The organism is Pedobacter montanisoli (assembly GCF_022809115.1).
Classification (GTDB): Bacteria; Bacteroidota; Bacteroidia; order Sphingobacteriales; family Sphingobacteriaceae; genus Pedobacter; species Pedobacter montanisoli.
In genome coordinates, this window is record NZ_JALGBH010000002.1 from 768,857 (window position 1) to 794,423 (window position 25,567).

At 35.6% G+C, this 25,567-nt stretch carries 25 protein-coding genes, 1 other RNA gene and 1 riboswitch; of the genes, 21 read left to right on the forward strand and 5 right to left on the reverse strand.

All coding sequences use genetic code 11. The features are described from left to right. Positions 1 to 15 precede the first annotated feature (15 nt). From ppk1 to MMF97_RS11155, 4 genes are all read left to right on the forward strand, one after another. Complete coding sequence (ppk1, locus tag MMF97_RS11140) at positions 16 to 2,076, forward strand: polyphosphate kinase 1 (protein WP_243362396.1); 2,061 nt, start codon at positions 16 to 18, stop codon at positions 2,074 to 2,076. Next, positions 2,076 to 2,963, forward strand: coding sequence for a Ppx/GppA phosphatase family protein (locus MMF97_RS11145; RefSeq protein ID WP_243362397.1), 888 nt, complete (start codon positions 2,076 to 2,078; stop codon positions 2,961 to 2,963). Before ppk1 ends, MMF97_RS11145 begins: the two co-directional genes overlap by 1 nt. 53 nt (positions 2,964 to 3,016) lie before the next feature. Beyond that, positions 3,017 to 3,898 carry a polyphosphate kinase 2 family protein gene (locus MMF97_RS11150; protein WP_243362398.1) on the forward strand — a complete coding sequence of 294 codons (882 nt, stop codon included), beginning with the start codon at positions 3,017 to 3,019 and terminating at the stop codon, positions 3,896 to 3,898. Between the two features lie 43 nt (positions 3,899 to 3,941). Beyond that, positions 3,942 to 4,125: riboswitch (cobalamin riboswitch) on the forward strand. A gap of 99 nt (positions 4,126 to 4,224) precedes the next feature. Continuing rightward, positions 4,225 to 6,096, forward strand: a complete 1,872-nt coding sequence (locus MMF97_RS11155; protein ID WP_243362399.1) for a TonB-dependent receptor plug domain-containing protein — start codon at positions 4,225 to 4,227, stop codon at positions 6,094 to 6,096. 58 nt (positions 6,097 to 6,154) lie between these two features. Here the strand turns inward: MMF97_RS11155 and MMF97_RS11160 are convergent, their stop codons facing one another. Then, the gene (locus MMF97_RS11160; protein ID WP_243362400.1) at positions 6,155 to 7,405 is read right to left on the reverse strand and encodes a serine hydrolase; all 1,251 of its coding nucleotides are present in this window, start codon (positions 7,403 to 7,405) and stop codon (positions 6,155 to 6,157) included. A gap of 129 nt (positions 7,406 to 7,534) precedes the next feature. Between MMF97_RS11160 and MMF97_RS11165 the strand changes: the two genes are divergently transcribed. From MMF97_RS11165 to MMF97_RS11180, 4 genes are all read left to right on the forward strand, one after another. Further along, complete coding sequence (locus MMF97_RS11165; RefSeq protein WP_243362402.1) at positions 7,535 to 8,119, forward strand: DUF6580 family putative transport protein; 585 nt, start codon at positions 7,535 to 7,537, stop codon at positions 8,117 to 8,119. A 71-nt stretch (positions 8,120 to 8,190) separates the two neighbouring features. After that, the gene (locus MMF97_RS11170; protein WP_243362404.1) at positions 8,191 to 8,883 is read left to right on the forward strand and encodes an SIR2 family NAD-dependent protein deacylase; all 693 of its coding nucleotides are present in this window, start codon (positions 8,191 to 8,193) and stop codon (positions 8,881 to 8,883) included. 71 nt (positions 8,884 to 8,954) lie between these two features. Then, on the forward strand, positions 8,955 to 9,383 hold the full coding sequence (locus MMF97_RS11175; RefSeq protein ID WP_243362405.1) for a hypothetical protein: 429 nt from the start codon (positions 8,955 to 8,957) through the stop codon (positions 9,381 to 9,383). Then, the gene (locus tag MMF97_RS11180; RefSeq protein WP_243362406.1) at positions 9,380 to 9,844 is read left to right on the forward strand and encodes an RES family NAD+ phosphorylase; all 465 of its coding nucleotides are present in this window, start codon (positions 9,380 to 9,382) and stop codon (positions 9,842 to 9,844) included. Before MMF97_RS11175 ends, MMF97_RS11180 begins: the two co-directional genes overlap by 4 nt. 253 nt (positions 9,845 to 10,097) lie before the next feature. Here MMF97_RS11180 and MMF97_RS11185 read toward each other — a convergent pair whose 3' ends face one another. Together MMF97_RS11185 and MMF97_RS11190 are read right to left on the reverse strand one after the other, a co-directional pair. After that, positions 10,098 to 10,343 carry a hypothetical protein gene (locus MMF97_RS11185; RefSeq protein ID WP_243362407.1) on the reverse strand — a complete coding sequence of 82 codons (246 nt, stop codon included), beginning with the start codon at positions 10,341 to 10,343 and terminating at the stop codon, positions 10,098 to 10,100. A gap of 54 nt (positions 10,344 to 10,397) precedes the next feature. Beyond that, on the reverse strand, positions 10,398 to 12,566 hold the full coding sequence (locus MMF97_RS11190; protein WP_243362408.1) for a S46 family peptidase: 2,169 nt from the start codon (positions 12,564 to 12,566) through the stop codon (positions 10,398 to 10,400). Between the two features lie 142 nt (positions 12,567 to 12,708). Here MMF97_RS11190 and MMF97_RS11195 point away from each other — a divergent pair, with 142 nt between their 5' ends. From MMF97_RS11195 to MMF97_RS11255, 13 genes are all read left to right on the forward strand, one after another. Continuing rightward, positions 12,709 to 13,185: a GAF domain-containing protein gene (locus tag MMF97_RS11195; RefSeq protein ID WP_243362409.1), complete on the forward strand. Its 477-nt coding sequence runs from the start codon at positions 12,709 to 12,711 to the stop codon at positions 13,183 to 13,185. Next, positions 13,178 to 13,786 (forward strand): DNA-3-methyladenine glycosylase, encoded by a 609-nt coding sequence (locus MMF97_RS11200; protein ID WP_243362410.1) that lies wholly within the window; start codon positions 13,178 to 13,180, stop codon positions 13,784 to 13,786. The genes MMF97_RS11195 and MMF97_RS11200 overlap by 8 nt, the downstream gene beginning before the upstream one ends. Before the next feature lie 51 nt (positions 13,787 to 13,837). Then, complete coding sequence (gene kynU, locus MMF97_RS11205) at positions 13,838 to 15,121, forward strand: kynureninase (RefSeq protein WP_243362411.1); 1,284 nt, start codon at positions 13,838 to 13,840, stop codon at positions 15,119 to 15,121. 1 nt (position 15,122) lies between these two features. Continuing rightward, positions 15,123 to 15,986 (forward strand): bestrophin family protein, encoded by an 864-nt coding sequence (locus MMF97_RS11210; RefSeq protein WP_243362413.1) that lies wholly within the window; start codon positions 15,123 to 15,125, stop codon positions 15,984 to 15,986. After that, positions 15,983 to 16,885, forward strand: coding sequence for a histone deacetylase family protein (locus tag MMF97_RS11215; RefSeq protein WP_243362414.1), 903 nt, complete (start codon positions 15,983 to 15,985; stop codon positions 16,883 to 16,885). Before MMF97_RS11210 ends, MMF97_RS11215 begins: the two co-directional genes overlap by 4 nt. A gap of 168 nt (positions 16,886 to 17,053) precedes the next feature. Then, on the forward strand, positions 17,054 to 17,755 hold the full coding sequence (locus MMF97_RS11220) for a CoA transferase subunit A (RefSeq protein ID WP_243362417.1): 702 nt from the start codon (positions 17,054 to 17,056) through the stop codon (positions 17,753 to 17,755). After that, positions 17,755 to 18,111, forward strand: coding sequence for a DUF4260 domain-containing protein (locus MMF97_RS11225; RefSeq protein ID WP_243362418.1), 357 nt, complete (start codon positions 17,755 to 17,757; stop codon positions 18,109 to 18,111). The genes MMF97_RS11220 and MMF97_RS11225 overlap by 1 nt, the downstream gene beginning before the upstream one ends. 2 nt (positions 18,112 to 18,113) lie before the next feature. Next, on the forward strand, positions 18,114 to 18,776 hold the full coding sequence (locus MMF97_RS11230) for a 3-oxoacid CoA-transferase subunit B (RefSeq protein WP_243362420.1): 663 nt from the start codon (positions 18,114 to 18,116) through the stop codon (positions 18,774 to 18,776). Between the two features lie 70 nt (positions 18,777 to 18,846). Beyond that, entirely contained in the window at positions 18,847 to 19,560 is a 714-nt protein-coding gene (locus MMF97_RS11235; protein WP_243362422.1) for a DUF4377 domain-containing protein, read from the forward strand. Between the two features lie 249 nt (positions 19,561 to 19,809). After that, entirely contained in the window at positions 19,810 to 20,451 is a 642-nt protein-coding gene (locus tag MMF97_RS11240; protein WP_243362423.1) for an SCO family protein, read from the forward strand. Between the two features lie 2 nt (positions 20,452 to 20,453). Next, on the forward strand, positions 20,454 to 20,876 hold the full coding sequence (locus tag MMF97_RS11245) for a c-type cytochrome (protein WP_243362424.1): 423 nt from the start codon (positions 20,454 to 20,456) through the stop codon (positions 20,874 to 20,876). A gap of 49 nt (positions 20,877 to 20,925) precedes the next feature. Continuing rightward, positions 20,926 to 21,651: an RluA family pseudouridine synthase gene (locus MMF97_RS11250; RefSeq protein WP_243362425.1), complete on the forward strand. Its 726-nt coding sequence runs from the start codon at positions 20,926 to 20,928 to the stop codon at positions 21,649 to 21,651. Positions 21,652 to 21,676: 25 nt separating this feature from the next. Continuing rightward, positions 21,677 to 23,476 carry a chloride channel protein gene (locus tag MMF97_RS11255; protein WP_243362426.1) on the forward strand — a complete coding sequence of 600 codons (1,800 nt, stop codon included), beginning with the start codon at positions 21,677 to 21,679 and terminating at the stop codon, positions 23,474 to 23,476. A 64-nt stretch (positions 23,477 to 23,540) separates the two neighbouring features. Here the strand turns inward: MMF97_RS11255 and MMF97_RS11260 are convergent, their stop codons facing one another. Continuing rightward, on the reverse strand, positions 23,541 to 24,944 hold the full coding sequence (locus MMF97_RS11260; protein ID WP_243362427.1) for a sigma-54-dependent transcriptional regulator: 1,404 nt from the start codon (positions 24,942 to 24,944) through the stop codon (positions 23,541 to 23,543). Positions 24,945 to 25,050: 106 nt separating this feature from the next. Continuing rightward, an RNA gene (gene rnpB, locus MMF97_RS11265) (RNase P RNA component class A) lies at positions 25,051 to 25,424 on the reverse strand. Positions 25,425 to 25,567 lie beyond the last annotated feature (143 nt).

Here is a 25,567-nt window from a genome sequence, read left to right on the forward strand (position 1 = left end):
ATTTTTTGTTAAATTATGGCAAAACAGAAGCTTCCGTTTTTAAACAGAGAAATTAGCTGGCTTTATTTTAATGAACGTGTATTGCAGGAAGCTGCCGATGAAACCGTTCCATTGATTGAGCGGATTAGGTTTTTGGCTATTTTTTCTTCCAATCTCGAAGAATTTTATCGGGTAAGAGTAGCTACATTAAGCCGTTTGGTAAATTTAAATGATAAGGCTAAAGCACTTTTAGGTTTTAATCCCAAAAAAGTGCTTAATGAAATTAAAAATATTGTTGTTAAGCATGAGCGTAAATTTGAGCATCTTTTTCAAGCTACTTTAATGACTGAGCTTGCCCAGAATAAAATATTTATACTGAATAATACCCAGTTGAATGTTACAAGAGGCGAATTTGTTCGTAGTCATTTCAGGGATAAGATATTATCTAATCTGGTACCATTAATGCTCGATCTAAATAAACCATTGCCAGAACTCAAAGACAGAAGTTTGTACTTTTTTGTGCGTTTAGGCAAAGATTACCAGAAAAAGCATGAAAAATTTGCATTGATTGAACTTCCTGATAGTTTACCCCGTTTTTTAGTGCTGCCAGAAACCAATGAATTGAAATTTCTTATTTTGTTAGAAGATATTATCAAGTATTGCCTTGATGATATTTTCTATGTGTTTAATTACGATCAATTAGAAGCATTTTCTATACAGCTTACCCGCGATGCTGAACTGGATTTTGATAAAAATGTAAGCGATAAATTTATTGATGAGCTAAAAGCCAGTTTAGATAAGCGTAAAAAAGGAAAGCCCATGCGTTTGCTATATGATAGCGAAATGCCTTTTGAAATGCTGAGCGTGCTAGTAAGCAAACTCAAGATAGAATCAGAGGGATTGATACCAGGTAACAAATACCATCGTTTTGGAGATTTTATCAACTTTCCTAATGTAGGTGGTAAAGCATTGGAATATCCTCCTACAGAACCTCTAAAGATTAATGGATTGCACCGCACAGAAAGTATTTTTAAGAAAATTACTGAACGTGATTATGTGGTGCATTTACCTTATGAATCTTACGATTACATTATCTTATTTCTTCGCGAAGCAGCCATAGATCCTAAAGTTACTGAGATTAACATTACGCTTTACCGTTTGGCAGAAAATTCTAAAGTGATTAATGCCCTAATCAATGCAGCTAAAAATGGTAAAAAGGTGAATTGCCTGGTAGAGCTCAAGGCCCGTTTTGATGAGAATGCAAATATATTCTGGACCAACAAGCTTTTAGAAGAAGGCGTAAATGTAAATTATGGCTTAACAGATTATAAGGTGCACTCAAAAATATGTCTTGTAAAGCGCATAGAAAAAGGAAAAGTTAATTATTACGCTAATCTGGCAACTGGAAATTTTAACGAGAAAACAGCAAGAATTTATTGTGATCATAGTGTTTTTACTTCTAAAAAAGAGATCACTGCCGATCTGGTTAAACTATTTACCGCTTTAAATAAGCGAGTGGTAACCAAAGATTTTAAACATTTAATTGTATCACCCTTAGAATCGAGAAATAAGATATATTCATTAATTGATCGGGAAATTAAATACGCTAAAGCAGGAAAAAATGCTTATCTGGTCTTTAAGGTTAATAGCCTAGCAGATGAAGGGATAGTGGCCAAGCTTTATGAGGCCAGTAATGCAGGCGTATTAATTAAACTAATTGTAAGAGGGATTTGCTGTCTTGTACCCGGAGTAAAAGGATTTAGTGAAAATATTACCGTAATTAGTATTATTGATAAATTTTTAGAACATGCCCGTGTGTTTATTTATGGAAATAATGGAAAAGAAGAGATGTATCTCTCATCTGCAGATTTGATGACCAGAAATTTTGAACATAGGGTAGAAGTAGGGTTTCCGGTATTAGACCCAGATGTGAAACAAGAGATAAGAGATATTATAGAATTTCAGCTACAGGATAATGTCAAAGCCCGAGATATTAACCAGAAAAATGATAACAGGTACCATAAAAACAGGCTGGCTACAAAAATCAGGGCACAGGTGCAAGCCTATAATTATTTAAAAACAAAACACCAGATATAATGCTAAGATACGCAGCTATAGATATTGGTTCTAATGCAGTAAGATTATTAATTGCAGATATTTCAAAAAACGAAAAAGGGGTGTACACTTATCGTAAAAACACATTGGTAAGAGTACCTTTACGCTTGGGAGATGATGCATTTCTGGATCAAAAAATCTCAGCGAAAAAAACAGAAGAACTGGTAAAAACATTGGTTGCCTTTAAGAATCTAATGGATGTTTATCACGTATCGGCGTATCTGGCATGTGCCACATCGGCCATGCGTGAAGCTCAAAATGGAAGCCAGATTATAAAGAAGGTAAAAAAAGAAGCAGATATAGATCTTGAAATCATTGAGGGACAGCGAGAAGCAAATATTATTTACGCCAATCATATAGAGCAAAATTTAGATACCAAAAAGAATTATCTTTATATAGATGTTGGTGGAGGAAGTACAGAATTGTCAATATTTGTTAATAAGCAGTTGTATGCATCAAAATCATTTAATATAGGTACCATACGTATATTAGATAATCAGGATAAAGAAGAAATCTGGACAGAGATGAAAAACTGGGTAAAATCTTATACTAAAGACCTTAAAAATTTGGCAGGTATTGGTACAGGAGGAAATATCAACAAGCTTTTTCGTATTTCAGGAGAGAAAGATGATATGCCACTTTCTTTCTTAAAGCTCAAAGCAATTTACAATGAGTTGATAGGTTATTCTTTAAAAGAACGGATCTCTGTTCTTAAGCTTAACCCTGATAGAGCTGATGTAATTGTTCCAGCATGTGAAATTTACCTTACCATTATGAAATGGACAGGGGTTAAGCAAATATTCGTGCCTAGAGTAGGTATGGTAGATGGCATTATTAACTTACTGATAGAAGAAAATCTAGAAAAATAAACTGTACAAAACAAGAAACCTGTTTTGAGTTATACCAATATAAATTAAAATTTATGAGTACAAATACTACTAAATATCTTGCACCAACCAACGGCAAGTTTAAACTTAAAAATTTTGATACCGATTATAAAGGACATTTAGATAAAAATACTGTCAAGGAAGATCTCGCAGAGGTTAAAGCTGAATTATCCAAATTACAGGAAGTGCTGTATGCATCGGGTACCTATTCAATTCTGGTTATTTTACAGGCTATGGACGCTGCAGGTAAAGACAGTGCCATTGAACATGTAATGTCGGGCGTAAATCCGCAAGGATGTCAGGTTTATAGTTTTAAAACTCCGAGCAGTGAAGAATACAGACATGATTTTTTATGGAGACATTACAAATCTTTACCTGAAAGAGGAAAGATAGGCATTCATAACCGTTCACATTATGAAAATGTTTTGGTATGTAAAGTACATCCTGAGTATATTTTAAGTGAAAATATTGGCGGAGTCAGTAATGTTAAGCAAATAGACCAGGATTTTTGGAAAAACCGTTATGAAAGTATCCGTTCTTTTGAAAAGCATCTTACAGATAATGGAACTATTGTACTTAAATTCTTTCTTTATGTTTCTAAAGACGAACAAAAGAAACGTTTCTTAGAGCGCATAGATGATGAAACGAAAAACTGGAAATTTTCTGCAGGTGATTTAAAAGAACGCGCTTTATGGGATAAATATATGGATGCCTATGAAGAAGCGATAAAAGAAACTTCTACTGAAAATGCACCTTGGTACGTTATTCCTGCAGATGAAAAATGGTATAGCCGATTAGCAGTAAGTCAGATTCTGAAAGATACCTTGAAAAGTTTGAATCTCCAGTATCCTCAATTGCCCGAAGAGGAAAAGGAACAGTTAAAAAGCCTGAAAAAACAGCTGTTAGATGAGAAATAAACATTCTTATCGCTTTCTTTTGATGTTAATGTAGTTTATCTTAGATTTGCTGCCGCTTTTGGGTTTCCGGTAATACCGGAATTAAAAGGGAATATGGTGTAAATCCATAACTGTCCCGCAGCTGTAAGCTCTGTAACGATTTTTGATTCAACGTCACTTTAACTTTGTTAAGGGAAGACCAGAAATCGGGAGTAAGTCAGAAGACCTGCCTAAAGGTTTTATTATTCATAGCTTTCGGGGATTGAAGCTAGGAATGAGCCTTACATCAAACGTATTACTCATTTCTTTTCTTTTTGCTGTTGCTGTGTGTGAAAAACTCACATTCAATGAACAAAAAAATTAAATTAGGTGCAGCAGGTCTAGGACTTGTACAGCTAACCCTGTTATGGGGAAATCAGGCTATTGCTCAAGAAGCCAAATCTTTAAATGAAGTAGTGGTTACTACCACAAAAAATGATCAGAAACAATCGCAAACAGGTAAAGTGGTTACTGTTATTGACAGTGTAGAGTTATCTCGTAGTGCGGGACGTAATCTTTCTGAATTACTAAATCAACAAGCTGCTATTAATGTTGTGGGCGCCGGAAGCAATATTGGTAAGGACAAAGGTGTGTTTTTTAGAGGAGCGGCAGCAGCTTATACATTAATAATGATAGATGGTGTGCCTGTAAACGATGCTTCGGGGGCAATTACCACTTTTGATTTAAGATTGTTTCCTGTTGATCAAGTAGAGCGAATAGAGATCATTAGAGGCGGGCAATCTACATTTCATGGTTCAGATGCCGTTGCTGGTGTTATCAATATTATAACCAAGAAAAAAGCAACTAAGGGTAATAATGTTTATGGCGTGGCAACAGGTGGAAGTTACAATACTTATAAAGGTACAATTGGTTTGAATAGCAGAGTTGATAATTTTACTTATAATGTGAGCTATTCTCATTTAAAAACCGATGGTATTTCTGAAGCAGCTTTACCCGAGGGCAGCACTGCTATTTTTGATAAAGATGGAGCAAAACAGGATGCTGTGAACGCTAATTTTGGTATTCAGTTAGATCCTAAATTTAATATAAATCCTTTTATTCGTTATAACCAAAGTACATTTGATTATGATGATGGGGCTTTTGCTGATTCAAAGAATACTTCTTTATACCGTTTTTTAAATGTAGGCACCAATGCTGTTTATGATTTAGGTGAAACCAAGTTTACATTAAATTACAGCCATCAGAATGCATTCAGAGAATACTTTGGCTCATATGCTGGTAAATATCAGGGAACTATTGATCTGGTAGATTTTTACTATAATCAGAAAATCGGTAAAAAATTAAATTTGTTATTAGGAATTGACAATAGAGCTACCGATGTAACTTATTATAATGCTTCTGGTACCTCAAAACCTTCAATTAATCTGTTTAGTGCTTACGGATCATTGTTTTTGCATGACCTAAGTGTATTTAATTTAGAAGTAGGTGGGCGTTATAATAAACACAGTAAATATGGAGAAAATTATACTTATGCAATTACACCAAGTATAAATGTTATAGAACAAGTACGTTTGTTCGGTACAATTTCATCTGCTTTCAGAGCACCTACATTAGATATGTTATTTGGCAGATGGGGCGCAAATCTAGACTTGAAGCCTGAAAAAGCTACCAATTACGAAGCAGGTTTTAATCTGAGCTTATTGAGTAATAGAATTGGTTTACGTGTTGTAGGTTTTAAACGTAAATTAACAGATGCCATTGTTTATACTACAGGCTATATTAATCAGGATAAACAAGATGATAAAGGATTTGAAATTGAGCCTAATTTTAAATTTGGAAAACTTACATTTAGTGGATACTATACATATTTTAAAGGAAAGCAGGTTTCAGGAAATACAAGTAGTGAGATTTTATTACGTCGTCCTAAAGATATTTATGGAGCAAATTTAGGTGTTCAAGCTACTGATAACTTATTCTTCAGTGTAAATTACAAATATACCGGTTCAAGAATTGACAGCGACTTTAGCACATGGCCTTCAACAAACGTTGCTTTAAAGTCTTATCAGCTGGTTGATTTCTATGCGGAATATGCATTAGTTAAAAAACACATTAAACTATTTGCCGATCTGAAAAACATTACTAATGAAAAATATACCGAGATTATAGGCTATAATACAATGGGCTTTAATTTCAATGCAGGTATGAGTTTTAATTTTTAATTATCATCAGTACCAAGCAATAAAAAAGCACCGATTAATCGGTGCTTTTTTTGTAACATTATTTGTAGTTCATAATATAACGACTTAAATCAGGTAAATGTTCCTTCTTTCTGCTTAGTTCATACTCATAAATACTACGGCCCAGATTTTTCATGAAAGGATAGCATACTGTTTCATATTCGTATTTTCCATCGTTATAAATGCCATCTTCATTGCTTTGTACTACAGCTGTAAGAAAAAATTCAACTTTGTTTTTAAAGTCAACGAAATAGGAGTTGTCTATAATGAAACCATAACTATCGCCGTATTTATCAAATATCCTTATGTTGGGTTCAATCACAGCATTTTTTTCTCTTCCATAAAAAAGCATTTTAGCATAAGTAGGCCAAAACTCTTTAGGGTCATATTTAGGGTAATCACTTTCTGTGGGAAGTTTACTCATATAAGTATAAATGAGTTTGTAATCATCAGTGGTGAGGTTAAACTGTTCTTTTCTTGAATAAGCTTCAGGCATCATTAAACGTTTCATTAACGATTGCTGATCCTTAACTGTAAAAACATTTTTGTTCTCAAAACTATAAGGCTTATTTACCAACTGCTCGTTAGAATCCATATAACCTATACCTACAATAAGATTGGTTAATTTTAAAGGATAATCTTTAGGGTCATATTGCGGCGCCTGGCTATATATTAACTGATCACCATTGTAAAAACGGATGGGATTGGTATTCTTTTCGCGTTCTCCACCATCGCCTATAGCTAACCTGTTTAGAATACGGCTTTCGGTCATTCCATATTTTTTAAGTTTGGCATTGATCTCAGCTCTTCCAATAAATTCAAATAAGCGGTTATAAGCATCGTTATCGCTGGTTAATAAAACTTTTTTAATATAATGAGCAATGGATGGCTTTCCGTTTGCAGCACTGAGGTCTTCTGTTACTTTGGTTTGTCCCTTAAAAGCCGTATCAGTAATCATAATGCTATTGGCTGTTAAACCAGGTACCTTTAACTCATTGATTTTCTCAAGGGCAAAAATTACAGCAGCAAGCTTAACTGTACTTGCAGGATAAAAATAATGTACAGGGTTAAAATTATAGCTATATGTGGTGAAACTCGGCTTATTATTTTTATCGCGGTTTACCTGGGTATACATAATCTGAACCTCATTTTTGGTAGGATGATTAAGTATGCCTGAAAACAACTCCGGTTTACTTTCCATTAACTTCTTTAAGAAAACGGTATCTGTTTTTTGTGCCATGGCAGCGTTTGATAAGAGAAATAGTGTAAATAAGTAATATCGTTTAAGCATGATCAGCAATTTGTTTAATTTTAAAGATAGGCAAAAACCCATATGTAGAGATAAAAATGCTTTATTAGTTTAAAAAATATATTTTTATAACATATTTAGCTATTTTTGTTAAGTAATAAGATAAGATTAATGATGGAAAATAAATCTAATTTAAGAACAGCAATTATATGGGCTTTTATAGCTTTAGTTGTTGTTTTAAGAGTAATAGCACCGATAATGCCCGGAACAGAGTTTTTGGCTAATCTTTCTGGTATCGGAGCAGTAGCGCTTTTTAGTGGGGCATATTATAAAAAAAGCTGGTTAGCTGTATTAATAGCTCTATCTACACTTTTGGTAAGTGACTTATTACTTGCCTTTGTTAAAGGATTTGATTATGGTTTTTATCAAGGTTGGTATTATACTTACTTAGCTTTATTTGCTATGATAATGACCGGACATGTAATGCTTAAAAAGGTAAATATTGTAAATGCAACAGGAGCTACTTTAGTAGCTGTATTTTTGCATTGGATTATTTCTGATTTTGGTGTTTGGTACGGTTCAACATTTTATTCACAAACCTTAGCCGGTTTTTGGACTTGTTTAGTTGCTGCTATACCTTTTGAACTAAGATTTTTATATGGTACATTAATTTATTCGGCCTTAATGTTTACTACTTTTGAATTACTAAAAGCTAAATATCCTTGGTTAGCTCTAACCAATAAAGCAAGTAACTAAGAGCTTAGAAGAACTTTTTTAAAATACCCTTTTACTTAAATGTAAAAGGGTATTTTTTTTAAATTTATAAGATGAAAAAGAGATTGGTTGTATTAACAGGAGCAGGTATAAGTGCAGAAAGTGGTTTAAAAACATTTAGAGGTACAGATGGTTTGTGGGAAGGTTATCAGGTAATGGATGTGGCTACACCTGAAGCATGGAGGCGTAATCCTGAACTGGTTCAGCGGTTTTATAATGAACGGCGTCAACAGATATTAAATGCCAAACCCAATTTTGCACATGAAGCTTTAGCATTACTTGAAAATCAATTTGATGTTCATATTATTACTCAGAATATTGATGATCTGCATGAAAGAGCCGGGTCGCAGAACGTTACACACTTACATGGTCTCATTACTTATGCGCAATCGAGCATAGATTCAGATCTTATTTATCCTATAGAAGGAGATGAGCTTAAAATGGGAGATCATTGCGAGTTAGGTTCGCAGTTGAGACCTCATGTGGTTTGGTTTGGAGAAGCCGTACCTAAAATAGAAGAAGCTTCAGAAATTTGCCAAACAGCAGATATTTTCTTGCTAATAGGTACTTCTTTAGCTGTTTATCCTGCTGCTGGATTAGTAGATTACGTTCCTGATCATACGCTTAAATATGTTATCGATCCGGATATTCCTAATGTTAAGCACTATAAAAACATTATACCGATACACAAAAAAGCAACAGAAGGTATGGCAGAGTTTCTATCTATGCTTAATGCGAATGTTTGAATTAATTGTGGGGGGAAATTTTTTAAAACAAGAAAAAAGTCATATATTGGTGTGACAAATTTCTTTTTTTTATGAAAAACATAAAATATAAAATACAGGACTTACCCGTACAAATTGCTTCAGAGCCTGAAATCTTATATACATCAGGTAAAAAATTAGATGAATATTCCATCACAAAATTTAATGCTCTTAATAAAAAGCTGCTTTTTAGTCAGGCAGAGTGGGCGGACATTCTTCATATAAGTGATAGAACCTTACAACGTTATCTAAAAGAACATAAACCTTTTGAAGGTTTGTTTGCAGAGCATTTATATCAGTTAGATAACATGGCAGATCTGGCTCTTGAGGTATTTGGCCATACAGATGCAGTTAAATTGTGGTTACATGAACCTAAAAATGTATTGGGTAAGATACTTGATTTTTCTGCTTTACAATCATTTTGGGGAGTGAAATTAATTAGCAATGAACTAGGGCGTATTCTTTATGGTGTTTATATATGATTGTATATAGGATAGCCCATATAAAGTATATTGATGATAGAGAGGGAATGGGTGCGAAGTTATTTGGTGGAAGATGGAATGAAGTAAATAGCCCTTGCATCTATACTAGTCAACAGGTATCCTTAGCTTTTTTGGAGAAGCTTGTTCATGCCAGGGCAAAGGAGCAAATGACAGATATAGCTTTATTAGAAATAGAGCTTCCTGATGAAAGTGAAATTATCTTAAATGTTGATGATAAAAAACTTACTAAGAATTGGGAGGATGATATCCATTATACCCAATGGATAGGAAGCCAGTTTTTAGAAGATCTGTCTATTCTTGCATTTTCTGTACCTTCAGTTCTTGTTCCTTTTGAAAGGAATTATGTAATCAATACCCGTTCTTCTTTTTTCAAAGAAATTAAATTTAAAAGAACATTTAACCTCACTACCGACCTCAGGTTCCTGAGCAAATTACTTTAAATTTTTTATCGACTGATTTTATCTTATTTACACCTTACTTTGCATTTATTTGGTATAAATATAAGCCGAAATAATATTTTGTTTTATATTTTATATAATTGAAAATCAGATGTTTTAATTATTTTTATATGAATTTTTACTTTATTTTTAATTGTTTTTAAAGTCTACTTTTCTTTAAAAATTCAAAATAATATTCTGTTTAATATTTTAGTGTTCTTATTTTCAGTTAGTTATGGGTTTTATTTACTTGGGATTAATGCCGTTGGTATGCGGCTTTAAAATCACTTCGCATGGTTTTAAATCGCTCTGCAACACTTAGCATAAACTCTTCATCTATAATCTGGAAAATTTCATTTACTCCTCCTCCGCTCAAATCTAATTCAGATATTTTAAAGCTTTGCTCCAGTTGGCCCTGCTCAAATTTGATGATATACTTTTGCCCCATTTGAAAAATGGTAATCTTACATTCGGGATGTGGTAATTCTGCTACTACTCTCATATTTGTGTTTCAAAAAAAATCCCGGGTACTCAATACCCGGGATGATATTATTTATTAAAGGTTAACACCAATCTCTTTTAGAAGGAAATCGGCATGGTCAATTTTTGAAGCAGCCCAAAGTACGTATCTTATATCTACGCCTATAGAACGGCTATAACTTTCATTCCATGCATAATCATTAATTGTTGCCCCATATGCTCTATCGAAATTAACACCAATAAGTTCACCATAAGCATTCATAATAGGAGAGCCTGAATTACCACCTGTGGTATCCATGTCATATAAAAATGCTACAGGAACATCATTTAATTCTTTTTTCACAAAAGGGCCAAAGTCTTTTTTATTCCACAGTTCCTTGATAATATTAGGATAATAAAAATCAGGGTTACCCGTAGCTCCTTTTTCTAAAATACCTTTGATGCTGGTGTAAGGAGACATGTAAGTGGCATCGGCAGGAGAGTAGCCTCTTACATAACCATAGGTTAATCTTAGAGTGCTATTGGCATCCGGTATAAAATTCTTATTCAGGAACTTTTCTTTAACATTTACATAATCACCCATTAATTTGTTTAAAAGTCCATCTCTTCGGTCTTTTTCAGGTTTTAACTCGGCAATTTGTTTAGCAATATCATTTTCAAAATTTAACAAAGCATCATTGTATCCAGAAAGGTTTTTAACAGATTTTAGAAGCGTATTGTACACATATTCCTGATCTTTTAATTTGGTTAAACCAAAAGTATCGTTGATGTATTCGTTGATACCTGCTTCGTTATTGGTTGTTCTTCCGGTAATCTTATCTACTGCGCTTACTTTTTGATTTGCTGTAAATGCTGATGCATCTGTAAGCATTTTTTTGAAGATACGTCTGTCTACATCGATATCATAAGCTTCGTAGATTGTATTAAGAGCTTGTTTTAAGCGTGCTATATTGTTATTGAAAAAAGTCTCTTTTTGTGTATTAGGTTGCTTGTTTAACTCATTTCTGAAAATATTGATATTTCTGGCGACGTTCAGTAGGCTGGTTGAAGTGTAAATTTGTCCAAACCACAGATCTCTACTGGCATCGCTATTGATCAGTTTATAAAGATTATCAATATCAGATAAAAGATTGCCATATTGGTTTTTCATATCTGTGTTGTTATTGATAAAAGTAGCTAAGGCTGCGTCTTCCTGTTTTTTCTGTTCTATAAGGTCAATACCCTTGATACCTGCAATTTTACCCCTATAATTTTTCATTACGTTGGCATTTCGCTTAATCCTGGTTGCCAGTTTAATTTCTGTAGCCTTATCTTTTTTGCCAACGTTTTCCATGGTTGTATTCTGGAAATCGTATAAATCTGAAGTATAAGGAAGAACATACTTAGCCTGGTATTCTATAAATTGTGCCGGACGGTGACGATATGTTTTTCCGGGGTAACCTAAAATAAATACAAAATCTTCTTCGTTTGTGCCATGTGCATTAACTTTTAAGAATTTTTTAGGTGTATAAGGTACATTGTCTTTTGAGTATTTTGCTGGTTTGCCATCTTTGCTAACATAAGCTCTCATAAAAGAGTAATCGCCTGTATGTCTTGGCCATACCCAGTTATCTGTTTCACCTCCAAATTCGCCTATCTGGCGGTTAGGGACGTAAACCAATCTTACGTCATGTATGGTTTTATACCTAAACAGTACATAGCTTTTACCGATAAACATTTCAGACACTTCTGCTTTAATGGTTGGATCTTTTTTTTCAGCCTCTAAAGCCAGGTTTTTCATCATATTGTTGATGATCTGTAAACGCGAAGCGGGATCCGTAACCTGTGCAACAGCGCCAAGAACTTTGTCTGAAACATCTTCATAACTATCTGTAATACGGCAAGTAAGACCTTTGGCTTCAATTTCCTGTTCACGGGTACGGGCAACAAAACCCTTATTAAGGTAGTCATTTTCAGGTGTGCTGGCCAATTGTACTGCGCTAAATGCGCAATGGTGGTTGGTAATGATCAATCCTTCATTAGAAATAAAAGAACCGGTGCAACCACCTACATTTACCAAAGCATCTACCAAACTTATTCCGTTAGGATTGTAAACCTCATTCGGGTCTATTTTAAGACCTGCTTTTTTTAGGTCTACTTTGTGTATCTCGCTCAGTGGAAACATGCCCTCTTCACGTAATTTATAGCTGAATTGAAATAATCCGGCTACAATTAAAGCTCCTACAGCTAAAAACTTCTTATTCATTCTCCTGTATTTAAGTATTAAATCATGCAAAGCTAACTAAATTGTTGTTACCAAAGGTTTATTGTTGATTAGTTTTAGGTATGCTATGATTTTAAACGGGATTTGTAAAGTAGTTTAAACCAAAGATGCTTACATTTGTGTTATGGCCGAAGATTTATTGATCATTAAAGATGCTTCTAAAGAAGAGAAGTACAAATCTATTATTCCGCAAATTGAAGCTCTAGTAACTGGAGAGACTGATGGTATTGCCAATATGGCTAATGTGTGTGCAGCTTTAAAAGAGCAGTTTAACTGGTTTTGGGTAGGCTTTTATCTAGTTAAAAATGATGAACTGGTTTTAGGACCTTTTCAAGGCCCGGTGGCGTGCACAAGAATTAGAAAAGGTAAAGGTGTGTGCGGTACTTCATGGCAGAAAAAAGAAACGCTTGTAGTGCCCAATGTAGATGAATTTCCAGGGCATATAGCTTGTGCATCGGCTTCAAAATCAGAGATTGTATTGCCCTTGATTAAAAATAATGAGGTATGGGGAGTTTTGGATGTTGATAGTGAATATCTCGCTCATTTTGATGATATTGATGCCCTTTATCTCAATAAAATATTAGAATTTATACATGGCTAAACTTCCAGTTTCTTTTTATCAAGACCCTGATGTACTTTCTTTAGCTAAGCAATTATTAGGAAAGCAACTGTTTACATTGGTAGATGGAGAACTCACGGGCGGCATCATTACAGAAACAGAAGCTTACAGAGGCGTGGGCGATAAGGCCAGTCATGCATATGGAGGTAGATTTACAGCCCGTACGGAGGTAATGTATAAGGAAGGTGGTATCAGTTACGTTTACTTGTGTTATGGTATTCATCATTTGCTGAATGTAGTTACAGCTGGCGAAGGAACACCTCACGCAGTTTTGATAAGAGGAATAGAACCGCAGGTAGGTATAGATATCATGCTGCACCGCCGGAATAAAATTAAGCTACAACCTCAGTTAACTGCAGGACCAGGAGCTTTAAGCCAAGCATTAGCTGTAGATAGAACGTTAAATGGCAAAGCGCTTACCGGAAATGAAATATGGATTGAAGATAGCGATATCGTAATTCCCGATCAACAGATTGTAGCTTCAGAAAGAATAGGTGTAGCTTATGCGCAGGAACATGCAGAATTACCCTGGCGATTTTATATCAGAGGAAATCGTTTTGTGAGCAAACCCAACAAAGGTTAAGAATTTTTAACATTTTTACCATTGCTCGGGCTTTTTCATTAATATTGAAACATGATTTTTGAGAACAATATTGCTTTTGCCCGAAGCCTGGATGCTCAGGATTCGCTTGCAGAAATGCGCAGCGAGTTTCTTTTTCCTGAACAAAACAATAAACCATTTATATATCTGTGTGGTAACTCTTTAGGTTTACAACCTAAAGTAGCTAAAGAAGTATTACAGCGACAGCTTGACAACTGGAAAAACCTTGCTGTTGAAGGTTGGTTTGATGGGCAAGAACCCTGGATGTTCTATCATAAAGAACTTAAAAAGCTAATGGCTCCCATTGTAGGTGCATCACCTGCTGAAGTTTGTCCGATGAACACATTAACCGTTAACCTGCATTTGTTAATGGTGAGTTTTTACCAGCCAAAAGGAAAAAAATATAAAATTATAATGGAGGCAGGAGCATTTCCTTCTGACCAATATGCCATTGAAAGTCAAGTTAGGTTTCATGGCTTCAATGCCGATGATGCCATTATAGAAGTAAAACCCCGTGAAGGAGAATATATTTTAAGAACCGAAGATATTGTTAAGACTATTAAAGAGCATGGTAATGAGATTGCTTTGGTTCTTTTTGGTGGCATTAATTACTTTACTGGACAATGGTTTGATATGCAAGCTATAACTGTAGCAGGACATAGTATAGGTGCAAAAGTGGGTTTTGACCTAGCCCATGCGGCAGGAAATGTACCATTGAAGCTTCATGATTGGGATGTGGATTTTGCTTGCTGGTGTTCATATAAATACCAGAATTCAGGTCCGGGAGGGATTAGTGGAATCTTTGTTCATGAAAAGCATTTTTCAGATACAAATTTACATCGTTTTGCAGGCTGGTGGGGCTACAATGAATCAAAGCGTTTTAAAATGGAAAAGGGATTTATTCCCGAAGCAGGAGCAGACGGATGGCAGATCAGCTGTACGCAAGTTATGCCTATGGCATTGTATCATGAATCTCTAACTCTGTTTGAAAAAGCAGGTTTTATGGATGCACTCAGAAATAAAAGTAAAACTTTAACTTCTTATTTATTTTATATTATAAATGAGGCTAATAAAGAATTAGGAGAAGAACAATATAAAATCATTACTCCTCAAAATGAAGAGGACAGAGGTGCCCAGGTATCCATTATTGCAAAAGCAAATGGTAAAGTAATTTTTGATCATTTGGTAGCTAATCATGTATTAGGCGACTGGCGTGAACCTAATGTGATCCGATTAAGTCCGGTGCCGATGTACAACAGCTTTGAAGATATTTACCGTACAGGAGAACTGTTGTTAGCTGTAGCCAGAAGTATTTAAAATGATCAATTACAATCCTAAAGACTGGATCAGTTTTATTTTTCATATCCATAAGGCAGATACATTTCATAAATTATGGAAACTGATGATCAGCGTGGCTATTTTTTCGACCCTGATTGCATATCTGGAGCTTAATCATTTAAAACTAGCAGAAACTACGTATATCAAAAATATGGGAATGATGCATAACCTATTAGGTTTTGTCATTTCTCTTTTGCTGGTTTTCAGAACCAATACTTCTTATGACAGGTGGTGGGAAGGTCGACGTAATTTGGGTACACTCGTTAATGTGTCCAGAAATTTTGCATTGCGCATTAATGCCTTAAATTTAGATGAAGAAGATAAGAAGTTCTTTGTTTATGCTATACCTAAATATGCTTTTGCTTTAAAAGAACATTTGCGCGAAAAACAATATTTTGGAAAAGATGCCATACTGATTAAGATTGATGAAGGCAAACATATCCCCAATCAGGTTGCGGCAAGTATGGTGTCAAGGCTTTATGCATTACAACGTGAGGGAAAAATAACAGGAGAGCAATTGATTACACTGAACAATGATGCTTCGCAGTTTACAGAGGTTTGTGGAGCATGCGAAAGAATTAAAAATACACCCATACCTTATTCTTACAGCGCTTTCATTAAAAAATTCATCTTTATTTATGTACTTACACTACCGGTAGGCTGGGTATTTAGCCTAGGATATTTTGTGGTACTGGTGGTGCCCTTTATTTTGTATGTATTGGCAAGTTTGGAACTGATTGCAGAGGAAATTGAAAATCCATTTGGTACCGATGCCAATGATCTTCCTGTTGACGAAATCTGCAATAACATAGAAAAACATGTAGAAGAAATTATCAGCTCATGATAAAGATTGCTTATCATCCTATTTATGCGCATCCTCTGCCAGAAGGCCATCGTTTTCCAATGCTTAAATATGAATTGATTCCGCAACAGCTTTTGCATGAAGGAACCATTACAAAAGAGAATTTATTTGAACCTGAACCTACATCTAAAGAAAATATACTAGCTGTACACGATGCTGCATATTGGTTACAGCTCAAAGATCTCCAATTACCAGCTAAAGAGCAACGTCGTATAGGTTTTCCATTGAACGCCCGTCTTGTTGAACGCGAAATTAGGATAGCACAGGGTACTATAGCAGGTGCTTTGTGGGCTAAAAAACATAAAATAGCTTTTAATGTTGCAGGAGGTACACACCATGCAGGCAGCTATTGGGGCGAAGGCTTTTGTTTGTTGAACGATCAGGCAATTGCGGCTCAATATTTACTCGATCATGGCATAGCAAAACGTATTCTTATTGTTGATCTGGATGTGCATCAAGGTAACGGTACTGCACAGATATTTGAAAATGAAGACCGTGTGTTTACATTTTCTATGCACGGAGAAAAGAATTTTCCTTTCAGAAAAGAAAAATCAAGCTTAGATATTGCTTTGGCCGATGGTGTAAGCGATCAAGAATACCTTCAAATCTTGAAGAAAACCCTGCCTGAACTTATTCAGGCACATCAGCCTGATTTTGTCTTTTACCTTTCTGGTGTAGATGTTTTAGCGAGTGATAAACTGGGTAAGCTGGCCTTGAGTATTGATGCTTGTAAAGAACGTGACCGGGTTGTATTTGAAAATTGTCAAAAACACCATCTTCCGGTACAGGTAAGTATGGGAGGAGGCTACTCTGAAGATATTAAAGTAATTGTAAATGCACATTGCAATACTTTCAGAACGGCCTTTGATTTGTTTACTTAAAAATTACCTGCTGCAAATCTTCCACTAATAGTTTCGTATCTGCTCTGTTTATAAATGATTTTCGGCTGAAATGGTGCCTATATAGTGTATTTTATACAATTTCTATAAGCGTTTTGGAGCTTGTATGGCGCTTTTTTTTTTGGTAATTTAGGCGCAAAACATACAATAATGATAAATAAAGTTGTTGCAGATGCAGATGTAGCCATTGCCGATATTACAGATGGTAAAACCTTAATGTTAGGCGGATTTGGCCTTTGTGGAATCCCTGAAAATTGTATCAAATCGCTCGTAAAAAAAGGAGTTAAAGAGCTTACATGTATATCTAATAATGCCGGAGTTGATGATTTTGGCATTGGCCTGATGCTGCAAGGTAAACAGGTTAAAAAAATGGTTGCTTCTTATGTAGGCGAAAATGCAGAATTTGAAAGACAATTGTTAAGCGGAGAGCTAGAAGTGGAGTTGATACCGCAAGGAACGCTTGCTACCCGTTGTTTAGCCGCAGGCTATGGCATGCCTGCTATTTTCACGCCGGCAGGTGTGGGTACAGAAGTAGCCGAAGGCAAAGAAGTACGTAACTTTAAGGGAAAAGATTATTTGATGGAATATGCTTTTGATGCAGATTTCGCTATTGTAAAAGCCTGGAAAGGCGATACAGCAGGAAACCTGATCTTTCGTTCAACCAGCAGAAACTTCAATCCGATAATGGCTATGGCAGGAAAGATTACCATTGCCGAAGTTGAAGAATTGGTTGAGGTTGGTGAGTTAGACCCAGATCATATTCATACTCCCGGAATTTACGTACATCGTATTTTTCAGGGTAAAGATTACGAAAAACGTATTGAACAACGAACTGTAAGAAGCAAAGCCTGATGAAACAGTTGATAAGTTTAGAAGAAGTGGCAATGTTTCTGCTTGCTGTTTTTGCTTTTTCTTATTTAAATTATAGCTGGTGGGTTTTTCCGGCACTGTTACTATTACCCGATTTAAGTATGTTGGGTTACGCATTTAATGCTAAAATTGGAGCAATATTGTATAATATTTTTCATCATAAGGCATTGGCAGTGCTATTGTTTATCCTTGGTCTTTATTTTTCATGGCCAATGGTTCAGCTTACAGGTATTATATTGTTTGCCCATTCCAGTATGGATAGGGCATTGGGTTACGGATTGAAATATTTTACAGGCTTTAATGATACCCATTTGGGTAAAATTGGTAAAAGAAATTAATTATGGCATTATCAAAAGAAGGCATTGCACAACGCATTGCCAAAGAAATAAAAGACGGTTATTATGTAAACTTAGGAATAGGTATTCCTACGCTGGTAGCCAATTATATCCCTAGTGGTATTAACGTAGTATTGCAATCAGAAAATGGTTTATTGGGCATGGGGCCTTTTCCATATGAAGGAGAGGAAGATGCAGATCTGATCAATGCCGGAAAACAGACCATTACAACTTTACCGGGCTCGGTAATCTTTGATTCGGCTATGAGCTTTGGTATGATCAGAGCACAGAAAATAGACCTGACCATTTTAGGTGCTATGGAGGTTTCTGAAAACGGTGATATTGCCAATTGGAAAATTCCGGGCAAAATGGTGAAAGGCATGGGCGGGGCTATGGATCTGGTAGCATCTGCAAAAAACATTATCGTTGCCATGCAGCATGTAAATAAAGCAGGCGAAAGTAAACTATTACCAGAATGTAGCTTGCCTTTAACGGGCGTAAAATGCATCAAAAAAATTGTAACTGAACTGGCTGTTTTAGAGGTTCTGCCTGAGGGTGGATTTAAGCTTGTGGAGCGTGCACCTGGAGTAAGTGTAGATTTTATTAGAAATGCTACAGCAGGTAAGTTATACGCAGATGATAATGTGCCTGAAATGGTGATTGATTAAATATTTTTCAAACAATTTTTTATGGATTTACGTTTATAAGGCATCTTGTAATGAAAAAAATACATACTAAATGAGAAAAAATTTAATTAAAAGAAGCCTGTTATTAGGAGCATTATTCGCTCTGTTTGCTATTACTAATCTAAACGCTCAATCTAATGTTTTTAACCTGATCGTTAAAGAAGATCTGATGGATTGTGTAGGTGTAGCGCCTCAAAAATGCTATCAGGTAAAATATAGTAACAGTAAAGATTGGGAAGCATTTTATAGCCAGATTTCAGGTTTTAAATATGAGGAGGGGTATCGTTATACGTTAAAAGTAAGAAAAACACGTTTGCAAAATGTTCCTGCCGATGCTTCTTCTTATAATTACAAATTGGTAAGAGTTGTTAAAAAAGTAAAAATGAATGCTAATCCTGCCAAAGGAAACAGCATGCTTACCTATATAACTGATCACACCTGGAAATTGATTAGACTGGATGGACGTGATCTTAAAGAAGTACAACCCACTATTAATTTCGATTTTGATAAAAAAGGAATTTCAGGGCATGGGGGTTGTAACGGATTTTTTGGTAGCCTTGAACTTAAAAAAGATGAACTGACTTTTAGCAGGATAGGAAGCACGTTAATGTACTGTGAAGGTGAGAAAAGTAAAGTTGAAGGCGAGTTTTTACATTCACTGGAAAAAGGACCATACAAGTTTGATGTTGCAGACCAGACACTCAATTTTTATAAGGATAATAAATTGGTGATGATGTTTGCAAAGACAGAAAAGCAAAAGAAATAAACCCAAGCTGCCTAAAGGTAGTAATGTTAATTGAGCTCATCGAAATAGGCATAAATTATAAAAAGAGTTTCGATAGGCTTTGCTTGAGATAGAATACTGCCTATATAGGCAGTTTTTTTATGCTTCTTATTTTATGATTAGAGGCTCGAATATAAATCTCAAAGAATTACATTTTAGGGTAATTTTGTAGCATTAAATAGATTAAAGCACAGTATTTCTCGTAGCTTTGCTCTATCAAAAGAAATTCATATGAAAAGAACTGTAATCTCATTATGGGCTTTGTGCTTTTTGTTCCTTTTTTCGTGCAGTAATGAAAAAAAACTGCCAATCTTTGGCGAGCGCAGTGTTAAAATTGTAAAAGGAACTGATGGAATTGATAGGATAGATACGGTTTACAAGACCGTTCCTGATTTTAAATTTCTTAACCAAGACAGTGTTTACATTACACAGGATGATTTTAAAGGGAAGATCTATGTAACTGATTTCTTTTTTACTTCATGTTCAACTATTTGCCCAGTAATGCACCGTAACTTGAAAGAGGTTTATGAAAAATTTAAAAGCAATCCAGAGGTTATGTTCTTATCACATACAATTGATTTTAAATACGATAAACCTTCGGTACTGAAAAAATATGCTCAAAAGCTAGGTGTAGATACCAAGAAATGGGAATTTGTTTATGGCGATAAAGAAAGCGTTTACACGCTGGCAGAAAAAGATTATCTGGTTGCCGTAAAAGAAGATAGTTCTGCAACTGATGGCTATATACATCAAGGTTGGTTGGTTCTGGTGGATAAACATAGACGTTTAAGAGGTGCCTACGACGGAACAAAAAGCGAAGAAGTAGCTAAATTAGAGAAAGATATCGCTATCTTATTGGCAGAAAAAGAATAAAAATGCGTAAATACATTTTAGCAATTGTTTTTTCCTTACTGATAGGCAGCATTATTTTATCCTGTCAGGATGAAGGACAGATTGAACAAGCCAAGTATTTAACGGGGGGAAAGGACCTTTACAAGCTGCATTGCCAGAATTGTCATGGCGAAAACGGGGAAGGTTTAGGAGAGCTTGCTCCGCCACTTACCGATAGCGTTTTTCTGGCTGAACATAAACAAAAACTGGCCTGCTATATTAAAAACGGCTTAAGTGACACCATAACTGTTAATGACGTAAAGTATGATGGCAAAATGCCCGGGTTTAAACAATTGAATGATATAGATATAGCTAAGCTCATTGTTTATATTACCAATTCATTTGGCCATAAGCAGGGCATGTACAAATATGAGCAGGTAGCAGCCGATCTACAGAACTGCAAATGATGATTACCGGCTAAAAATTAATATTTTTGCATTCTAATTTTCTTAAACATTGAAATATCCGCATTTTAAAGACTTAATTTTATTTGAAAATCAAGATTATATTGTTGTAAATAAACCACCTTTTGTAGCTTCTTTAGATGAAAGAGGGGCTTCGGGAGCTGGAGAAGTAAATATTTTACGTTTAGCCAAGCAATATATAGCAGATGCACAGATCTGTCACCGTTTAGATAAAGAAACTTCGGGCGCTATGGTCATCGCCAAAAATCCTGAGGCTTATCGCTCTTTATCTATACAATTTGAAAAACGTAGGGTAAATAAGACCTATCACGCTATTGTAGATGGTCAGTTCCAATTTGATAATCTGCTGGTAGATCTGCCTATTTTAAATGAAGGTAATAAAAATGTAACCATTGACAGGGCGGAAGGTAAACGAGCCGAAACTTATTTCAATTCGCTTAAATACTATAAACACTATACATTGGTTGAGTGCAAACCTATAACGGGTCGTATGCACCAGATCCGTATCCACCTCGCTACACAAAGAGCTGCCATTTGTGGCGATAGCATGTATAGAGGTAAACCTGTATATTTATCTAACATCAAAAGAGGTTATAAGCTTACAGATGAGGAAGAACAACCTATTATGAAGAGATTTGCTTTACATGCAAGAAGAATAGTCTTTAAAGGCTTGGATGGAAACGATATTGAAATAGAAGCACCTTACCCTAAAGACTTTGCCACGCTCTTAAAATTGTTAGACAAATTCGATGCGTAATCGGCTGAAATAAAAAGGAGAACATATGCAGACCAGGTTAGTAACTTTTTTAGATCATTTAAATAATTATAGGAAATCAAAGATCTCTAACCGCAATTTTCTTGTCGTTGTCTCTATTCTGGTTGGTATTATGGCGGGTTTGGCGGCTGCATTGCTCAAAACCCTTACCCATCATATAGAACATTTTCTGCAGAACGATTTGCATTGGCAATATAAATACTATTTATACTTCCTGTTTCCCGGTATTGGTATTTTCTTATCGGTATTGTACGTGCGTAAATTTATACGCAAAGGAAAATTTGAAACAGGCCTAACGCCTTTGTTATATACGATTTCAAAGAAATCAAGTAATGTAGAACCGCATAATAGTTATTCGCAGATTATAACGGCTGCATTAACCGTGGGTTTTGGTGGCTCAACCGGATTGGAAGCTCCTATTGTTACCAGCGGTGCTTCTATTGGCTCAACTCTTGGCCGTTATCTGGGCTTAAGTTACCGTGAAATTACCATGTTACTGGCCTGCGGTGCCGCTGCCGGTATTGCCGGAGCATTTAACAGCCCTGTAGCAGGAATAGTTTTTGCCATAGAAATCCTTTTACCTGAGTTTACTATTCCGGCCTTTATTCCTTTATTGCTTTCGGCAGCTACAGCATCTGTAGTAGCCCAGGTTTTTTATAAAGAACAATTGTTTTATCTGGTAACACAGGGTTGGGAAATGAAAGCGCTGCTTTTCTATGTCTTACTTGCAGTGCTTATAGGTTTGTACTCTATTTATTTTGGTAAGGCCAATCATCTGGTTAAAGGTCTTTTTTATAAGATTAAAAACCCTTACCGGAAAGTTATGGTAGGGGGTATTGGTTTAGGTGTTCTGGTATTTTTGTTTCCTACTTTATATGGCGAAGGCTACCTAACCATTAAAGAACTATTAATGGGTAATTACAATACAGTGGTATCTAACAGTATTTTTGCTGATTATGGCAATTTTCCTATTGTGATTATCCTTTTTACAGTAGCTACCATTTTTGCTAAATCTTTTGCTACCCTGTTTACGCTTGGCGCAGGAGGAAATGGTGGAATATTTGCCCCTAGTTTAATTATAGGAGGTTTAATAGGCTTTATAATGGCTTATACAATTAATCTGTCTGGTTTGGCCCAAGTGAATACTGCCAACTTTATCGTAGCAGGTATGGCTGCTGCTTTAGGATCTATAATGCATGCGCCTTTAACAGGTATATTCCTGATAGCTGAAATAACCGGCGGTTATATATTAATGGTGCCCTTAATGATCACCACTGCTTTGGCTTACCTTATTAATCGTAGTGTAAACAAATATTCAATTTACACCAAACCTCTTGCAGAGAAAGGCGAATTATCTCACTATGAAGATAAAGATACTACAGTGCTCAATATGATCAAACTTAAGTATCTGGTGCAAAGAGAAGGTCTTACTTTAAATATTGATGAGTCTATAACCGATAAAATCTCGGATATGGTTGCTGCTAAACAAAGTGTGTTTGCTGTACTAAATGCCGAAGATGAATTAATGGGACTGGTTTTTTTAAATGATGCGCTCAATGCCATGTTCAGTGCAGACGGAAAAGAAAATGAAAAACAGATCAGTGTTAAAAAATTACTGAATAAGCCCGAAGTAGTATTGAATGCAGAAACCGATTTGAAAAAGGTGTTAAATCAAATGGACATCTCAGGTTACAATAACCTGCCTGTGGTGGACGAAGGCAATAAATTTATGGGCTTTGTAGCTAAATCGCAGATTTTCAATAAATACAGAGCTTTACTTGCTCGTATGGCCGATTATATGAGTTAAAAAAGCCCTACTTTTACAATCCTTAAGATAGAATCGACTTAGTAAGGCTTTTTTCATTAATTGATTAATCGTTTCTTTTCAGTCCAAATTTTTCTATTTTACTGTAAAGGTGACTTCTTTGAATATCAATCTCATCAGCTGTTTTAGATACATTCCAGTTGTTCTTTTCCAACTTAAATTTGATGAACTCTTTTTCTGCATGGTCTTTATAGTCCTGAAAATTGGCAAAACTATCATAGTTTAAACCAACCGTTGCAGTATTGTTGCTTGATGTAGCCGAAGCATCAGAATTACTAGAATATGTTGTAGAAGATGGGTTGGCAAAAGCAACTACGTCATGTTCGGTAATTACTTTATCGCTTAAAATGATCAGTCTTTCGATCATGTTATGCAATTCTCTGATGTTACCTGTCCATGGTAATGCTTTTAAGGCATTCATACCGCCTTCGCTAATTTTCTTAACCGGCATGCCGTAATCTGCACAGATTTCGTCCAAGAAACTTTGTGCAATTACAGGAATATCATCTACACGTTCGGTTAAATTAGGTACATGGATATTAATTACGTTTAAGCGATGGTAAAGATCCATCCTAAAATTGCCAGCTTCTATTTCTTTAAGCAAATCTTTATTGGTAGCTGCCAATACTCTCACTTTAACTTCTATCTCTTTTTCGCCACCTACACGGGTAATTTTATTTTCCTGTAATGCTCTTAATACCTTAGCTTGGGCAGATAAGCTCATGTCGCCAATTTCATCTAAAAAGAGCGTACCACCGTTAGCCAGTTCAAACTTACCGATACGTTGTTTAACCGCAGAAGTAAATGAACCTTTTTCATGTCCAAACAATTCACTTTCAATTAGTTCAGAAGGGATGGCCGCACAATTCACTTCAATCAACTGTCCATCGGCCCGGTTTGATTTTTCATGCAACCAGCGAGCTACCAGTTCTTTTCCGCTACCATTAGCACCTGTAATTAAAACACGGGCATCAGTAGGGGCTACGCGTTCAATGGTTTCTTTGATACGGCTTATGGCATCAGAACCACCCAAAATTTCTCTGGTTTTGCTAACCTTACGCTTTAAAACTTTGGTTTCTGTAACTAAAGAGCCTCTGTCTAAACCATTTCTAACTGTAATTAAAAGACGGTTAAGATCAGGCGGTTTAGAAATGAAATCAAATGCACCTTTTTTACTGGCTTCAACAGCAGTTTCAACCGTTCCATGTCCGGAGATCATAATAAACGGCAGATCAGGTTTAATGGCCAAGGCTGTTTCCAGTACCTCAATACCATCCATTTTGTTCATTTTGATGTCGCAAAGAACGAGGTCATAGTCATTCTTTTTAATCATTTCCAGGCCGTCTATGCCGTTATCGATGTCATCTACCTCGTAGTCTTCGTATTCTAAGATCTCTCTCAGCGTGCTTCTAATAGCTCTTTCATCGTCAATTATAAGCAGTTTCGCCATATGTATTAAACTTTAGTTCTATTGCGAATATATTACTTTTTGTTAAAATGTATATTTTTTTATACAATTTTAACTTGCTTCAAGAGAAGGGTTGGGATAATCAAAAGAAAAATGCAAGCCTGTAAGCCGGGTTCTGTATTTCAGTATTGAAATTTCTATCATTAATCTAGTATAAATGTTGCCATTTACATCAAACGACCTACCCACTAACATCGAACGAGCAGCCCTACATGCGTTAGCCTATTTGGTCTTTCAATTCCCGGGGTTTACCAAAACGTTAATCACTTAACGAGATCGTGAGCTCTTACCTCACGTTTTCACCCTTACCTCGGTAAACCGTGGCGGTATCATTTCTGTGGCACTTTCCATAATCCAGGTTTTCATTCCTGAACCTCTTCCCGTTAGGAAGCGAGATGCTCTGTATTGCCCGGACTTTCCTCTTTTCCGTAAAAACGGAACAGCGATAGAACGGCTTGCATTGTACAAAGTTAAGGTTTATAATTTAAAACCCTACGATTTTGAATTGATCATGCTCATAATTTATCATTCTGAAAGCCTCCCTCTGTTAATAAAAACAGGCAAATAAGTGATAAAAACTGCATAGAGTTTCCTATATTCGCTAA

Coding starts and splice junctions, on each gene's coding strand:
- ppk1 (WP_243362396.1), top strand. CDS start 16: ATGGCAAAACAGAAGCTTCCGTTTTTAAACAGAGAAATTAGCTGGCTT.
- MMF97_RS11145 (WP_243362397.1), top strand. CDS start 2,076: ATGCTAAGATACGCAGCTATAGATATTGGTTCTAATGCAGTAAGATTA.
- MMF97_RS11150 (WP_243362398.1), top strand. CDS start 3,017: ATGAGTACAAATACTACTAAATATCTTGCACCAACCAACGGCAAGTTT.
- MMF97_RS11155 (WP_243362399.1), top strand. CDS start 4,225: ATGAACAAAAAAATTAAATTAGGTGCAGCAGGTCTAGGACTTGTACAG.
- MMF97_RS11160 (WP_243362400.1), bottom strand. CDS start 7,405: ATGCTTAAACGATATTACTTATTTACACTATTTCTCTTATCAAACGCT.
- MMF97_RS11165 (WP_243362402.1), top strand. CDS start 7,535: ATGATGGAAAATAAATCTAATTTAAGAACAGCAATTATATGGGCTTTT.
- MMF97_RS11170 (WP_243362404.1), top strand. CDS start 8,191: ATGAAAAAGAGATTGGTTGTATTAACAGGAGCAGGTATAAGTGCAGAA.
- MMF97_RS11175 (WP_243362405.1), top strand. CDS start 8,955: ATGAAAAACATAAAATATAAAATACAGGACTTACCCGTACAAATTGCT.
- MMF97_RS11180 (WP_243362406.1), top strand. CDS start 9,380: ATGATTGTATATAGGATAGCCCATATAAAGTATATTGATGATAGAGAG.
- MMF97_RS11185 (WP_243362407.1), bottom strand. CDS start 10,343: ATGAGAGTAGTAGCAGAATTACCACATCCCGAATGTAAGATTACCATT.
- MMF97_RS11190 (WP_243362408.1), bottom strand. CDS start 12,566: ATGAATAAGAAGTTTTTAGCTGTAGGAGCTTTAATTGTAGCCGGATTA.
- MMF97_RS11195 (WP_243362409.1), top strand. CDS start 12,709: ATGGCCGAAGATTTATTGATCATTAAAGATGCTTCTAAAGAAGAGAAG.
- MMF97_RS11200 (WP_243362410.1), top strand. CDS start 13,178: ATGGCTAAACTTCCAGTTTCTTTTTATCAAGACCCTGATGTACTTTCT.
- kynU (WP_243362411.1), top strand. CDS start 13,838: ATGATTTTTGAGAACAATATTGCTTTTGCCCGAAGCCTGGATGCTCAG.
- MMF97_RS11210 (WP_243362413.1), top strand. CDS start 15,123: ATGATCAATTACAATCCTAAAGACTGGATCAGTTTTATTTTTCATATC.
- MMF97_RS11215 (WP_243362414.1), top strand. CDS start 15,983: ATGATAAAGATTGCTTATCATCCTATTTATGCGCATCCTCTGCCAGAA.
- MMF97_RS11220 (WP_243362417.1), top strand. CDS start 17,054: ATGATAAATAAAGTTGTTGCAGATGCAGATGTAGCCATTGCCGATATT.
- MMF97_RS11225 (WP_243362418.1), top strand. CDS start 17,755: ATGAAACAGTTGATAAGTTTAGAAGAAGTGGCAATGTTTCTGCTTGCT.
- MMF97_RS11230 (WP_243362420.1), top strand. CDS start 18,114: ATGGCATTATCAAAAGAAGGCATTGCACAACGCATTGCCAAAGAAATA.
- MMF97_RS11235 (WP_243362422.1), top strand. CDS start 18,847: ATGAGAAAAAATTTAATTAAAAGAAGCCTGTTATTAGGAGCATTATTC.
- MMF97_RS11240 (WP_243362423.1), top strand. CDS start 19,810: ATGAAAAGAACTGTAATCTCATTATGGGCTTTGTGCTTTTTGTTCCTT.
- MMF97_RS11245 (WP_243362424.1), top strand. CDS start 20,454: ATGCGTAAATACATTTTAGCAATTGTTTTTTCCTTACTGATAGGCAGC.
- MMF97_RS11255 (WP_243362426.1), top strand. CDS start 21,677: ATGCAGACCAGGTTAGTAACTTTTTTAGATCATTTAAATAATTATAGG.
- MMF97_RS11260 (WP_243362427.1), bottom strand. CDS start 24,944: ATGGCGAAACTGCTTATAATTGACGATGAAAGAGCTATTAGAAGCACG.